Consider the following 13,962-nt stretch of genomic DNA (forward strand, 5'->3'; position numbering starts at 1 on the left):
TATCTATTTTCTTGGTGCTAAAATGCCGTCTTTTGGTACTACACCGAAGCGATCCGCCAAATCCCAAAGCTGCTGATCCGTGATTTTCTGAACGATGCCTGTAGGTGTAGAAATTGCACGCATATAAATATCCGCCGCTTTTTCCGCTGTTTCAACCAACCCAAAGGCATCATCCATTGATTGACCCGCGCCCATGATTCCATGATGGGGCCATACAACGATACGAGAATACTCCATCTTCTCAGCAGAAGCCTCGCCTAATTCAACTGTTCCTGCGACCATCCAAGGCAGTACAGCCACACCATCTGGGAAAACAACCAAGCACTCTGTAATCATTTCCCATAATGATTTCGTAAATGTATCCTCATCAAGCTCATGGACAAAGGTCATCGCTGAAATGGCGATTGAATGCGTATGAAGAATGACACGATGTTCAGAATCTTGTTTCAATCTCACGGCATGACATTTCAAGTGAGATGCCAGTTCGCTTGTTGGGACACCGCCTGTTTCCAAGCCCCAAAGAATTTGGTATTTCTTCCCTTGTTGGTCTATTTTTAAAATGACCAAGTTATCCGCTGGATTTTGCCAAACATTTTTAAAGTATTTTCCGGAACCTGAAACAAGAAAAATCATTCCGGCCAGTTCAGGAATTTCGAAACCTAAATCAACCTCAGCCAAAACTCTGTCTGTGTCAAGATAGAACTGTACCTCTGCTTCATCCAAACGATAGCTGATGTTGCCGCCATTTCGTTCTGCCCAACCATTGTTCCATAAATTTCTTGTTGCTTCACACATTTCTTTAATAAACGGTGCTTCATAAATATTGTGAATCTTTCCCATTAGTAAAAACTCCTATCCATTATTGATATAGTATTGCTTGACAATTGCATACATTTCTTTTTCTGAGACATCCTCAGATAGTTGGTTCATCGTTCCTTCATCCGAAAACATGGCCATCAGATTTTGCAGTAAAACCAGCTGCTGCTCTCCCTTTTCAAAGCCCAAAACAAAGGTATAATGCACCTCTACTTTTTCATCGACTGAACCCATCTGCCCAAACTGGATGGGCTTTTTCAATTTCGTAATAAAAATAAACGGTTTTTTTATATGCTGAGGATCTGTATGAGGAATGGCAACACCCATAAAATGTGTTTTCAAGCCTGTTGGGTAGTCCTTCTCTCGTTCCTTCAAAGCATCGAAAAAGCTTTCTTCCACGTAATCCTTTTGCTTTAGCTTCTGAAAGATATAAGAAAAGAATTCATCCTGGCCTCCTTCTACGTCAATGATATCTGCCAAATCCTCACTAAAATACTCATCAATCGTCATTCGTTTTCCCTCCTTTCTTTCCTTTGTTATCCATAGTATATAAAATTCCATCCTCGAAATGTTATCGCTTTCATCACAATTTTTATTTTTTTCCCGTTGTTTACTTGGCTCATGTCAACTAGATGTCTGAATCCACTCATACTCTAATGATAGTAGTAATCACTTGCTGTAAGGCTATTTCCAACTAAAGTCTGAGAAATTTGACGAATAACTTAGGGCTGCGGATGGATGAAAGCGCATAGCAATTTCTATAGAATAAATGGTGAGGATATGGCATGTCTCACAAATTCAGAAACGACTGAGTTATTCAGAGATGTCACAAAAACAAGATGGAGGAAAATGAAATGAGAAGATCAAAGAATAGACTATTTTGGGGTGTTGCACTATTAGGATTAATTTGCTTGGCAGGAGTAAATCATATGACTCGCCCAGCAGACTGGCGCGAAAGAACCCGCCAAGAAATAAGAGAAGCCGCGAAAGAAATCAAAGAAGAGACAAAAGAGTTAAGTGACTCATTAAAACATTCCTTTAAATCAGGAAGAAACAATATAAAAGAAGGGTTGAAAGAACTACGTTAAATTCTAAAATGAACCGTCCAAAGGTAGTCTATTGCTCTACCTTTGGACGGTTCATTTTTATGACAAGCTTCCATTTAGACCTGAAAAAATCATTCGATGGCTTTCCTTGCCTCTTTTGGTAAATCGGTAATGATCCCAATCACCCCATCATTGACATAATTACTGACAGCAAGTGGATCATTAACTGTCCAAACATAGACAGAAACCCAGCCGCGTCCACATTCTTGAATCATCTTCTTGGTAACCATCGATTCTTCGACCGACAAAAAGTCTACCTCTAAATCAATGATTTTATCTGTATTCAAGACGCCGATACTTCCATAGGTTGTATAACCAATCAAGTAATCCGGGTAATCCTTTTTCATTTTCTTAATATAGGAAAAATCCATTGCTTGAAAAATACAGCTTTTTTTTGCTTGATTCTCTTCAACAACTTCCATGACACGCGACACTAAATCTACTTTTTCATGACCATGACTTTTATATTCGATCAACAACTTGATTTTCTTATCGGTATATTTGATGACTTCATCAAGTGTTGCTATTTTGCCTTCGTATTCATTTTGAGACAATGTTAGGCTTTGTAATTCTTTTGCTGTTAAATCATACACGTTTTTATTTACACCAGCTAAACGCGTGAGATTTTCATCATGAATAACCATAGGGATGGAATCCTTCGACAATAGAATATCGATTTCAACATAATCTGCTTTCGCATCAATTGCTCCGTCGATCGCTTCGAACGTATTTTCCACTCCGGTTAAGCTGCCTCTATGCCCAATAATGATGGGTTCTTCTTGTGGTGCTCCGCCAATGCTATTGATAAATAACCATACTACAATGATTCCCGTAATGACTTTTATTTTTTTATGATGCTTTTGATAAAAAACTTTTTGATTTAACCAAGCTCTCAATGAAATCAGCTTCCGTTTTAACCATCCATATACCTTGATGGAATGGTCATAGGTTTTCTGTAACTGTTCGTCCACTTCCGGTAACCGTCCCTCTTCTATGTAAACAAGGGGAGCTGTTCCCAAATAGATGTAGACAATCCAAGCATAAAGCACGATTGGATAGAGCACCTTCAAGAGCAATAAGAGCAACTGAAAAATTGTTGTAGGATTGATTGCCACAAATTGAAAAATATCCCAAACTGTATCAAGTACCGGAATAGTAAATAGATAGTCCTGCGCTACCTCCGGCAAGTACACTCCGATAAAATGGATCAATAAAAAAAGAATTCCTATGCCCGCTAACGCCTTCCACTGATGCCTTATAATAGAGCCGTTCGCCTTTACTGCACCAAAAAAATTCCTCTTCTCCAAAACAAAACTAGGCAAAGAAAAAATCAATAACCAAGCAAGACAAAAAATTAACCCATAAAAAATCAGAACAGCAGCATTACCCATTGCTGTTTTTTGCAGCTCTCCAGTGATGAAGTTTGGAACAACAAAGTGAGGGAATATAGAAGAAGCAATCCCCACCCTTGCTATCGGTAAAATCACTAACATATATAGGCCGAACCCTAACGTACCTATATGCTTCAGTTGTCGAAGCTTGGTCAATGACACTTTCATCACATGTTCCAAATCGGTATTTTTACCAATCCACGCATAATAAACCAATAAGGTCACAACAGAAAGTTCAAAGTAAATACCCACACTCACAACTCCGAAAAGCAGAATACTACCTATTATCCCAGACCAGCTGGTAAAAAAATAGAGAATCCCTTCATTAAAAACGATCTCTTTGTCATTCAACTCAAGCATCAGCTCAATAAAAGCTTGAATCATAGGAATTCCAACCAGTACGACTAATAGTTTATAAACGAATTCAAAAATAAAAAGCTGTGGTAAGCATTTTTTTATTAAATCCCTCAACGTCGGCTTTTCTTTTTCTCTTTCAGATAGCTGTTTGTTCATTTTAGCTTTCACTCCCCATTTTGCATACCGTACATAAAACAACATACCCTTTCATGTATCAGTCCCTAAAAAACATATGTTATTTTTAGGTAACTCTATAGTACGCTAACTGTAAGGCTTCTTCAATCTAAAATGACTATAAAATAACTAAATATTTATTGATGAATCCCTCTCTATTTATCCTGCCTATTTATTACTATAAATTGATATATAGAAAAAAAGAAGTATTCTAACTAAAAAAAAAGACCCTGACAGAAATCTATCATAGCCTTCAAAATAGAAACAATCACCTTTGTTTGTTGGTGGAAACGCTTGAAGAAGGTGCTTCTTGATTTTCACTTATAAAAACAAAAAAAACTACCTCTTTTCAGAGATAGTTAAAAGGAGTATTACTCAAAAGAGTAATATGAAAAATAAAAAGGTTGTTGTTGGTAATTTCATAATATCAGAATGAGAATATTTGTCAACTGCTAATTGTCTTTTTTGCTCAAATTTTGTTCAGAAAATATCGAAACAAGAAAAAGAGCCCGCTTTTTCCTTCTTAATTACCTATTTTATCCTCAATTTTCTTAGAATAAATTACTTTAACTGATTTTCTACTGAATGATTGAATCAAATTAAAAAAAGCCGTCTCCATTTTTACTTGTCTTTCCCCTTCGCTAACTGCTATTATTAATAGAGAAAATGAAGAGAAAAGCTGGTGATTTCGTGAAGCCGACAACTGTAAACAATATCAATATCTTAAGTGCTTTTTGCGGAAAAAGAGACTTGGATTCTCTTGAAAAAAAGGAACTGGAGCTGAAATATGGGATCAAACAAGTCGATGTACTTGTTCTCTTTGGCGGGAGTGTTCTTGCAGGTGGGGATGTCCTCGCAGAGGCAATCAAAAATCAGATTGCCAAGCGATATATTATTGTTGGGGGGCACGGGCATACCACCGATGGATTGCGCAATGAGATTCAGATGTATTTGCCTGTTTTAGACCAAATAGATCAGTTATCCGAAGCGGAGCTCTTTAATATGTATTTGAAAAGCAACTATGGTTATGAAGCAGATTATCTGGAAACTAGGTCAACTAATTGTGGCAATAACGTCACCTATCTTCTTGATTTACTGGAACAAGAAGCGATTCCTTTTGATTCAATTATCTTGATACAGGATGCTGCTATGCAACAGCGTATGGATGCAACCTTTAAAAAGTTCAATGATTCCGCTACTGTTATCAATTATGCGGCTTATCAAGCGAGGGTCAAAAGTGAACATCTACAGTTGGCTTATAAGAAAAATATTATGGGCATGTGGACAATCGAACGTTATATTTCTCTCCTTATGGGTGAAATTCCCAGATTAACTGATGATAAAAACGGCTATGGCCCCAATGGGAAAAACTTTCTTGCACATGTAGATATCCCAGAAGAAGTCTCCCGTGCCTTTTCAGAACTCCAGCTAGATTTTCCGGATGCAGTTCGTGTGGCAAACCCAGATTTTTCTTCCTAATAGAATTTCAAAAACACGTAAACGACTTGCTTAAACAGCTGGCCTTTCACGTGTTTTTCTATTTCCCTGCAACATAGTAACTCATTGGCATCGAACAATAAAAAGTAGTTGCTGATGGTCACTTAGTGACCGAAGCTTAGCACTATTTCTTAAATAGTTCCTTCAATGCCCCTATCAAAAAGCCCGTTCTACGTGCTTCCTCTTCTTTTTCCCTTGGTGTTTTTTTTCTTGTTGCTGCTTTCTTTCCAGTCCTTAGCTCCTTGGACGCTTGCGCCCAATTTTTCACAAATCGATTTCTATTTGCCATTGACTGACTCTCCCCCTTTTGCATACAAAAACTCGTCATTTACACTTTCCCACCTCAACAAAATCGTTGAATAGTCAGCACGTATTTTCTTTCTATTATCTTCTGAAATAGGAGCAGACCAGCCTTTGCTTACCTCTTTTTTCAATCCGTTCATTTAGATAGCCTGTGTTTTAGCTACAGCTGTCCACTTTTTTATAAAGTCGCCTTTTGCATTCGTATAGCCATCTCGGTCATGTTCAAATTCTTTGCTTAGTCTAATTTTCAACGCTTCATATTCTGCTGCTATAGCAGGATGAATATTGAGATAGTCTCTGAAAAGGACCTCCTCGTTATCTCCGAGAAATCGCAGATGGATATGGTAGACTTTTTCTGCAAAGCCAGAGGTTGTATAGCCCTTATTTAACGATATCCGCTCATTTTCAGCTGACATGATTCTATAGTCATGCGTCGCCAAAATATCCGCGATTTTTGTCATTTCAAGCTCAACGGGTAATTCAACTAACACATCCACAATATTTTTTGCCATGATACCATCGATAGCCGTACTCCCAATATGGTGAATTGAATAGGAGGCATCGTTTGGCAGCAATACAGATAATTCCTGCACTATTTCTTCGTACCACTCCTGCCACACTTCTTTTTCCTTTACCAAAGAAATTGGAAATAATTGCCAAAGTTCTTCCAGTGTCATCTCAGATAAATCTTTTCCCATCTCGTTCACCACCCTCTTTTTTAGTATAACACCTAATCGAACTTTCGAATATCTGTAGACTTCCCCACCCACTAGATTGAAAAATCATGACTAGATAATTGCATTATTTTGTCATCTCAAGACTCTATATTGGACTTATTTGTGAACCATTCGTTGACCAATTGTTTTTCTCCTTTATTTCAAGTAAATTAATACTTATAGTGACAGCGTTTTCTTTCGTTGTATTAAATGGAGGTCTATTATGCTATTAGAACAAATAACTGAGGCGGGGATCGTTGGATGCGGCGGTGCAGGTTTTCCTACTGCAGTCAAGCTCAACGCCAAAGCAGAGTATCTGATCGTCAATGCTGCGGAATGTGAACCGCTGTTAAAAACGGATCATTATATCATGAATCAATTTGCAGATGAATGTATTGAAGCTATCTACGCAGTTGGAAAAGCGATTCAAGCGGACTCAATCATTATTGCAACCAAAGCGCACTATTTCAAAGAGATTGCAGCACTAAACACAGCAATTCAGCGTGTGGGAGTGCCGATTTCAATTTTTGAAATGGACAATTTCTATCCTGCCGGAGATGAGCAGGTCATGGTCTATGAAGTGACAGGCAGAGTCGTTGAACCAGGTGGGATTCCTTTAAGCGTAGGATGTATCGTTTCGAATATCGCAACCATGTTGAATATTTATCAAGCTGCCCAAGGTACACCTGTTACACATAAGTATTTGACAGTTACTGGTGCGGTCGCTAGGCCCACGATTCTTCATGTGCCGATCGGTACTTCCTTTACAGAGTGCCTCCGTCTCGCCGGCGGCAGTATTATCCCTTCCTTTATGTATATCAACGGCGGCCCAATGATGGGCAAAGCCGGAAAACAAGAAGATTTTGACCAGCAATTAGTGACAAAAACAACGTCCGGAATCATCATCTTGGAACCGCGGGATTTCATCCACGAGCTGCTAGAAAAAGACCTCAAACAAGTCATCAACACCGCACGCTCGTCCTGTATTCAATGCCGACTTTGTACAGAGCTATGTCCTCGTTTTCAACTGGGCCATCCCATCCATCCCCATCGTGTGATGCGCCATTTAGCGATTACTGAAATGCCGGAGGATATCGAAGACGACCCGATTTGGCAGGAAGCCTTACTTTGCTGCGAATGCGGAGTCTGTGAGGTCGTTGCCTGTCCGATGGGCTTGATGCCTCGCCAGGTAAACACTTACGTAAAAAAGAAGCTGGCAGAAAAGGGCATTCGTCGAACCGCAACAAATGTAGCCTGTACACCAGCACCTTTGAGAGAGTATCAAAAAGTACCTCCGAGAAATATTTTGCTGAAAAACGGACTTAAAGAATATGAAGGACTTCAAATCAATGACTGTATCAGCTATGAGCCGGAAAAAGTAACGATTCCGCTCGCTATGCACATTGGTGCACCGTCCATACCGACAGTGACCCTTGCTCAGACCGTTACTGTTGGTACTATTATCGCTACTGTCCCAGAAAAATCATTGGGGGCACAAATACATGCGAGTATCAGCGGCACTGTGACAGCTATCAGTGACCAGCAGATCACTATTGAAAGGATGAGTACACGATGAAGCAAATGGATACAATTGGTTTTTTAGAACTGAATAGTATTGCCAAAGGAATTGAAACTGTTGATTCTATGCTGAAGGCCGCTGACACTCAGCTGATCATGGCAAAAGCAAGCTGTCCCGGGAAATATTACACCATGATTTGCGGCAAAGTAGATGCTGTTGAGCGTTCGATCGAAACCGGAATGTCAATTGGCGGCAGATATGTAGTCGGGCATTTAGTGATTGCCCGCATTCATCCTGAGGTGGTACGAGCGATTAATATGTCTCGTATTCCAGATCAGATTCATGCACTTGGTGTCATTGAATACTACTCTGCTAGTGGTTCGATCATCGCTGCAGACTTTGCAGTAAAGGCTGCAGATATTCAACTGATTTCCATTCAATTAGGAACAGGTATTGCGGGCAAATCCTTTGTTGTTTTCACAGGCGACGTTGCTTCAGTGACTGAAGCCGTCGCTGCTGGAGTTGAAGGAGCTAAAGATGAAGCTGTATTGATCAATAAGCTTGTACTTCCTAATCCAAGCAAAGAGCTTATCGACAGTTTGATTCAATAATCCTAGGAATAAACGCTTTATTGAAAAGAGCTAAATAGGATACAAAAAAGAGTCCGGGACATAAATAAATTTCCGGACTTTTAGCATGCCTAATTCCGAATAAACGGTGGATCAGAAAAGCGGTTCAAATGTCCTGCTTTGCCTCGAGTTGCCAGTTCTACTTTTCTTATTTGCTAGATAGGCTAGACATTCTTTCCACCATTCATCTACTTGAAAATTAGTAGACTGGAAAGATAATAGTAGAATGGTATGCGTAAGGATAGTTAAAGGAATTTGAGAAAATTCCTCCCTTAATAAGAATTAGCTAATCGCAGAGGCAGCAACTACTAGCAGCGAGCTGCGTCGATGTCCGCTCAACACTCGTAGGCCCTAAACTGCGACGAGCCACAAGCGAGAATGCATCAGTGGTAAACCACTGTGTTTCAAGGCTCTTCGACAATAAGCCGAAATTGTTGAGAATCACTAGTTTGTACGCAAAATAGATGATGAACAATACCTACTTGGTTAGCAAAAATTTGTGGAACAATTTTCGTAAATTCCGTCTTATTGCTTAGAATCACTGTGACTGCTCTTTCGAGCAGAACAGATGATGAAAAGTACCTACTTTTGGTGCTTGAAGCTAACCGCTTCGGTCCCAACCTCTTTCATTTAGAGATGCCTTTCTTCTTACTACCTACCTCTTGGAATTGAAGCATTTTTCTCATAAAAAAAGCAATCAAATAAATCGAGATAGCAGACACAAGGGCCGCTTGAAAACCAAAAACCAACTGATTTAAAAAGATAATAATAAGATTTGTCAGAAAGACCCCTGTTGCGCGATCTATACCAAAATAGCGATTGAAAATCAACGGAGGCACTGTTACGCCACCATTGGAAGCACCGATTTGATACAAAATAAATATTCCCAAGCTAAACAAGAAGCTGCCCATGATCAATGCTACTCCGAAAAAGCGTGTCACAGCAAAAACCGGAACACTGTTCAAGATAATAGGAAACAGCAAACTACCTACCAATGTTTTTAAGAAGACCTCTCTTTCCAAAAATAGAAAGGCCAAACAGAGCATACTCACATTTACGCCCCAAACAACGATCGTGCGATCTATGAATAGCAAGGTTTCAATAAGATAGCCGATAGACCCTACTCCAGCTGAAGCAATACTATGGGGAAGTAGAAAAAAGTTTAATCCTATAGTGATAATGAGAATACCTGCAAGTATTCCCGGAAATTTTTTCAGCTCAGCCTTCATTCGATCCCCTCTTTCTAAAAATAACGCGTCTTTTCAACTTACTTTAACAGAAGTTTACTCCTTAGGAATGCCAACTTTTTCATAGCAGTATGAAAAGAATGATTGCTGAGAATAAAAAAAGGTCAGTTATGTAAGACCATCTACGTAAGTAACGTTTCCCTCTGATATGCTTGATTGAAATCAGGAGGAGTGATACCATGCGGCAACAAGAAATAGACTTCATTTCTTTTTGTAGAGGTGAAAGAAAAAAACAGTATGCATTAACTAGAAACTACGATCAGGTAGAAAAAATATTCCAACCAGTATTTGAGAAAAAAAGAAGCGAATTAAAACAGCAGATCCATTCTATTTCAAAAGAAAACTTTCACGACCAACTCATCAAAATTATTCGATTAGACGCTGAGCTAGTACAAATTATGCGTATGCTTGTCTTATTTGAGGATGAAAATTTGACAGAAACATTCATGTTTAAACAATTAAACGATTTTGCTATCCATGATTATTATCAGTTTCTCCAGACCCCTCACGCAGTCGATCAAACGAGTCTGCTTTACCCCACTATAGCGTGGGATCGGTAGCTATTGATGCCACTAAAACAAAAAAAGAAGCGTCTGAGTTATGAAAACCTCAGATACTTCTTCTTTTTATTTTGTCTATTTCAGCCTACTTGCAATAAATCATATTGAGACTGATAAAGATGATGATACAAACCTTTTTGAGCCATCAGCTCCTCGTGAGTTCCTGCCTCAGCAATTTGCCCGCCATCGACATAAAAAATCATTGAGCTGTTTTTAATCGTCGATAAGCGATGGGCGATAATGAAGGAGGTTCTATCCTTTAGCAGTTCCTGCAATCCCTCTTGCAGCAATGTCTCTGTTTTCGTATCAATGCTTGAGGTCGCCTCATCCAGTATCAAAATTTTAGGATTCGCCAGCAAAGCCCTGGCAAAGGAGATCAGCTGCCGCTGACCGGCTGATAAGGTGCTGCCTCGCTCCTCCACCACTGTCTGATAGCCATCCTTCAAGTCTTTGATAAATGCATGTGCTCGAACAATTTTTGCTGCTTGAATCACTTCGTCTTCCGTTGCATCCAACTTACCATAACGGATATTCTCATAAATCGTACCGGAAAAAACAAAGGTATCTTGTAGCATGACACCCATCTGCTTTCGTAGCGAAGCCAATGTTACCTCACGAACATCGTGACCATCAACAGTGACTTTGCCCTCATTGACATCATAAAAGCGACTGAGTAAATTAATGATTGTTGATTTACCGGCACCTGTTGGCCCGACCAATGCAATACTCTGTCCGGGCATGACCTCAAAGCTAACATCCGTCAGAATGTTTTTCCCTGGTTCATATCGAAATGTTACGTGATCAAAGGCTACCTGCCCTGAGATTGTCGGCAAGTTTTTGGCATCTGGCAAATCTTGAATATCAGGTACTTCATCTAATGTTTCAAAAATCCTTTCTAAATAGGCCGTCGCTGTAATTAATGAATTATAAAAATTTCCAATATTGATAACCGGATTCCAAAAATTGTTGATGTACCCGATAAAGGCAATCAAGGTTCCTGTACTGACCGAAACACCCACCTGACGAATTCCAATAAAATAGATCAAGCAGGTCGTCATGACAGCAATATTTTGAACACCGGGCCACAGTAAGAATTGAATTTTCACAGCCTTCATCCAAGAGCTTCGGTATTCCTCACTTACTTCATTGAAAATCTGAAAATTTTCCTTTTCTCGCGCAAAGGATTGAGTAATTTTGATTCCTGAAATACTTTCATGGATGTATGCATTCAGATTAGACTGCTTATTACTGAGTACCTGATACGCTTTTCGTTGCTTCGTTGTAATGACCATAACAATTACAAATAGCAACGGAAGCAGCACTAAGCTATACAAGGTCAGCTTAACATCGATAAAGAACATGAAGATCAACGTAATGATGACATTAAAAATATCAGAGATCAGATTGATCAGCCCGTTACTCAACAAATCACTCAACGTATTGATATAATTCACGACGCGAATCAAAATTTTTCCATGTGGGCGATTATCAAAGTAGGAGAATGGCAGTCGTTGCAGCTGTTCAAAAATGGAAGACCGCATATCTTTCAAAATATCCTGACCAATTTCCGTAATTGCATGAATACGATAGCGCAATAGCCATCCCATAATAATTAGTGACACTAGAAATACCCCACTCAACAGCCAGAGCAATGAGCTATTTTTTTGAGGTAAGGCCTCATCGATCGCAAGCTTCGTAAAATACGGGCCTAGCATGCCTAATACGTTAGCAACAATAATTGCAAGTAGTACTTTTCCTATCGCCTGTTTGTGCGGTTGGATGTAGGCTGCAACTCGCTTATAATGTCCCCAATTGAATTCCTCTTTTAGTGTTTCATCCTCATCAAAACGATTTCGTGCCACTTAGCTCACCTCCTGCTTTTCTATACCCAGCTGCTTCTTATACACCTCGTAATACTGGCCTTTTTGTGCAATTAGCTGCTGATGGGTTCCTTGCTCGACGACATGTCCTTTTTCCATCATCAGGATCATATCCGCTTCCCGTACAGATGAAATCCGATGAGCAATAATAAAGGTCGTCTTTGCCTCAGTCAGCTTTGTAAGTTCTTTTTGAATCTTGGATTCTGTCTCCATATCAACTGCCGATGTCGTATCATCCAGAATTAGAATAGCCGGGTCCTTTGCCAAAGCCCGTGCCAGTGAAATCCGTTGCTTCTGTCCTCCGGATAGACCCACACCTCGTTCTCCAACAACCGTGGCATATCCTTCCGGCATTTTTGAGATGAAATTATGTGCATCGGCAATTTCTGCCATTTGCTGAATATAGTCTGTTTCTGCAAATGGGTTACCAAAAGCGATATTGTCTTCAATCGTGTTAGAAAATAGAAAAACATCCTGCATAACCATAGAAATACTCTCTCTCAGCTGACGAACAGGGTACGAGCGCGCATCCTTACCATCAATCAAAACCTGCCCTTCTGTCGGATCATAAAAGCGCCCGACCAAATTGACCAGTGTCGTTTTTCCAGCGCCTGTTTCCCCTAGAATACCAATTGTCTGACCTGGTTGAATATCAAAGGACACATCACTTAAAACATTTGTATTAGGATCATCCGAAAAATGGAATGAAACATGTTGAAATGAAACAAAGCCTTGAATCTTTTCTTCTGTTGATCGAATTTCAACAGGAATCTGCGGTTCAGTATTGAGCATCTGACGAATTTTGATGCATGCTGCAGAGAAGCGTTGGGCATCATTGATCAGCCAACCACTCATTCGCATCGGTTGATTCAGCATCCATAAAAAACCATTGAAGGCGATCAACTCACCCAATGTTAATTTACCTTGAATCACAAATAGGCCGCCCAGCAACAACGCAATCACGTTCAAACTGCCTGCCAGACCATCCAGCCAAGGTAGATACGTACCTGACACTCTCGCAGCCGCCATATTCTGCTGCTTGTAGTCCTCATTATGGGTATTGAATTTCTCAATTTCATACGCTTCTCGTGCAAAAGCTTTGACCACACGGTTGCCGCCGATATTTTCTTCAACCATCGAGTTCAAGCGGGAAAAGCTTTCACGAATATCAAAAAAGACCGGATGTGCTTTTCTTGCCATGTTTTTCGTCAAAATGAAAATCAGCGGTGTAACTGCAACTAGTGCCAGCATTAATGGTAAACTGATGCTGCCCATCACAACGACTGCACAAGTGAACCATAGGATACACTCTAAAATGTTATACACGACCCACGAAACAAAGTGGCGGATCGCATCCGTGTCCCCTGTCATACGCGCCATGATGTCTCCCACTCTCGTATGATTGAAAAAATCAAAATCCAACTCCTGTAGCTTTTGGTACATGTCCTGACGCAGTTCAAATAGTGTGTTCTGCCCAATTCGTTCAAACATCATCTGATACGCATAGCGGATTATCGTTCGAAACAATGTGATCCCTACCATGACCCCTAAAAGTGGTACGAGAAGTTCTGCTTTTTTCTGTGTGATGACTTGGTCTACGATTTGTCCAGCGACCAACGGATTGACAACAATCAATCCTGCATTCAATAAAAGTAATATAAGAGCTAGAACAGCTTTACTGCCGTATTTTCGCGCATACTGCCAAATCCATTGATAATTATTCATTTTCTCCCTCCTGACATTCAAATTCCAACAAATAAATAGGTT

13 protein-coding genes are annotated in these 13,962 nt (G+C 39.9%); 5 read left to right on the top strand and 8 right to left on the bottom strand.

Annotated features, from left to right (window positions below):
- Positions 1-3: 3 nt before the first annotated feature.
- Both rhaD and A5888_RS03045 read right to left on the bottom strand, forming a co-directional pair.
- Entirely contained in the window at positions 4-840 is an 837-nt protein-coding gene (rhaD, locus tag A5888_RS03040) for a rhamnulose-1-phosphate aldolase (RefSeq protein ID WP_086347769.1), read from the bottom strand.
- 12 nt (positions 841-852) lie between these two features.
- Positions 853-1,326: a PTS sugar transporter subunit IIA gene (locus tag A5888_RS03045; protein ID WP_170924685.1), complete on the bottom strand. Its 474-nt coding sequence runs from the start codon at positions 1,324-1,326 to the stop codon at positions 853-855.
- Positions 1,327-1,670: 344 nt separating this feature from the next.
- Here A5888_RS03045 and A5888_RS03050 point away from each other — a divergent pair, with 344 nt between their 5' ends.
- On the top strand, positions 1,671-1,904 hold the full coding sequence (locus tag A5888_RS03050; protein ID WP_086347771.1) for a YtxH domain-containing protein: 234 nt from the start codon (positions 1,671-1,673) through the stop codon (positions 1,902-1,904).
- A gap of 89 nt (positions 1,905-1,993) precedes the next feature.
- On the opposite strand, the gene A5888_RS03055 is transcribed toward A5888_RS03050, so the two are convergent.
- On the bottom strand, positions 1,994-3,826 hold the full coding sequence (locus A5888_RS03055; protein ID WP_339101907.1) for a glycerophosphoryl diester phosphodiesterase membrane domain-containing protein: 1,833 nt from the start codon (positions 3,824-3,826) through the stop codon (positions 1,994-1,996).
- Positions 3,827-4,510: 684 nt separating this feature from the next.
- Between A5888_RS03055 and A5888_RS03060 the strand changes: the two genes are divergently transcribed.
- Complete coding sequence (locus A5888_RS03060) at positions 4,511-5,323, top strand: YdcF family protein (RefSeq protein WP_086347774.1); 813 nt, start codon at positions 4,511-4,513, stop codon at positions 5,321-5,323.
- A gap of 142 nt (positions 5,324-5,465) precedes the next feature.
- Here A5888_RS03060 and A5888_RS03065 read toward each other — a convergent pair whose 3' ends face one another.
- Both A5888_RS03065 and A5888_RS03070 read right to left on the bottom strand, forming a co-directional pair.
- Positions 5,466-5,630: a hypothetical protein gene (locus A5888_RS03065; RefSeq protein WP_170924688.1), complete on the bottom strand. Its 165-nt coding sequence runs from the start codon at positions 5,628-5,630 to the stop codon at positions 5,466-5,468.
- 154 nt (positions 5,631-5,784) lie between these two features.
- Positions 5,785-6,342, bottom strand: a complete 558-nt coding sequence (locus A5888_RS03070) for a GrpB family protein (protein WP_086347775.1) — start codon at positions 6,340-6,342, stop codon at positions 5,785-5,787.
- A gap of 241 nt (positions 6,343-6,583) precedes the next feature.
- Here A5888_RS03070 and A5888_RS03075 point away from each other — a divergent pair, with 241 nt between their 5' ends.
- Together A5888_RS03075 and A5888_RS03080 are read left to right on the top strand one after the other, a co-directional pair.
- Entirely contained in the window at positions 6,584-7,936 is a 1,353-nt protein-coding gene (locus tag A5888_RS03075) for a 4Fe-4S dicluster domain-containing protein (protein ID WP_086347776.1), read from the top strand.
- Positions 7,933-8,490, top strand: coding sequence for a BMC domain-containing protein (locus A5888_RS03080; protein ID WP_086347777.1), 558 nt, complete (start codon positions 7,933-7,935; stop codon positions 8,488-8,490). Before A5888_RS03075 ends, A5888_RS03080 begins: the two co-directional genes overlap by 4 nt.
- A 644-nt stretch (positions 8,491-9,134) precedes the next feature.
- Here A5888_RS03080 and A5888_RS03085 read toward each other — a convergent pair.
- Positions 9,135-9,737, bottom strand: a complete 603-nt coding sequence (locus A5888_RS03085) for a YitT family protein (protein ID WP_086347778.1) — start codon at positions 9,735-9,737, stop codon at positions 9,135-9,137.
- Positions 9,738-9,934: 197 nt separating this feature from the next.
- On the opposite strand from A5888_RS03085, the gene A5888_RS03090 reads away from it, so the two are divergent.
- Complete coding sequence (locus tag A5888_RS03090) at positions 9,935-10,315, top strand: hypothetical protein (protein ID WP_086347779.1); 381 nt, start codon at positions 9,935-9,937, stop codon at positions 10,313-10,315.
- Positions 10,316-10,395: 80 nt separating this feature from the next.
- Here A5888_RS03090 and A5888_RS03095 read toward each other — a convergent pair whose 3' ends face one another.
- On the bottom strand, positions 10,396-12,177 hold the full coding sequence (locus A5888_RS03095) for an ABC transporter ATP-binding protein (RefSeq protein ID WP_086347780.1): 1,782 nt from the start codon (positions 12,175-12,177) through the stop codon (positions 10,396-10,398).
- The gene (locus A5888_RS03100; protein WP_086347781.1) at positions 12,178-13,920 is read right to left on the bottom strand and encodes an ABC transporter ATP-binding protein; all 1,743 of its coding nucleotides are present in this window, start codon (positions 13,918-13,920) and stop codon (positions 12,178-12,180) included. It lies immediately after the preceding gene.
- Between the last annotated feature and the right edge of the window lie 42 nt (positions 13,921-13,962).

The organism is Enterococcus sp. 9E7_DIV0242 (assembly GCF_002140975.2).
GTDB classification, from domain to species: Bacteria; Bacillota; Bacilli; order Lactobacillales; family Enterococcaceae; genus Enterococcus_L; species Enterococcus_L clewellii.

Coding starts and splice junctions, on each gene's coding strand:
- rhaD (WP_086347769.1), bottom strand. CDS start 840: ATGGGAAAGATTCACAATATTTATGAAGCACCGTTTATTAAAGAAATG.
- A5888_RS03045 (WP_170924685.1), bottom strand. CDS start 1,326: ATGACGATTGATGAGTATTTTAGTGAGGATTTGGCAGATATCATTGAC.
- A5888_RS03050 (WP_086347771.1), top strand. CDS start 1,671: ATGAGAAGATCAAAGAATAGACTATTTTGGGGTGTTGCACTATTAGGA.
- A5888_RS03055 (WP_339101907.1), bottom strand. CDS start 3,826: ATGAACAAACAGCTATCTGAAAGAGAAAAAGAAAAGCCGACGTTGAGG.
- A5888_RS03060 (WP_086347774.1), top strand. CDS start 4,511: ATGAAGAGAAAAGCTGGTGATTTCGTGAAGCCGACAACTGTAAACAAT.
- A5888_RS03065 (WP_170924688.1), bottom strand. CDS start 5,630: ATGGCAAATAGAAATCGATTTGTGAAAAATTGGGCGCAAGCGTCCAAG.
- A5888_RS03070 (WP_086347775.1), bottom strand. CDS start 6,342: ATGGGAAAAGATTTATCTGAGATGACACTGGAAGAACTTTGGCAATTA.
- A5888_RS03075 (WP_086347776.1), top strand. CDS start 6,584: ATGCTATTAGAACAAATAACTGAGGCGGGGATCGTTGGATGCGGCGGT.
- A5888_RS03080 (WP_086347777.1), top strand. CDS start 7,933: ATGAAGCAAATGGATACAATTGGTTTTTTAGAACTGAATAGTATTGCC.
- A5888_RS03085 (WP_086347778.1), bottom strand. CDS start 9,737: ATGAAGGCTGAGCTGAAAAAATTTCCGGGAATACTTGCAGGTATTCTC.
- A5888_RS03090 (WP_086347779.1), top strand. CDS start 9,935: ATGCGGCAACAAGAAATAGACTTCATTTCTTTTTGTAGAGGTGAAAGA.
- A5888_RS03100 (WP_086347781.1), bottom strand. CDS start 13,920: ATGAATAATTATCAATGGATTTGGCAGTATGCGCGAAAATACGGCAGT.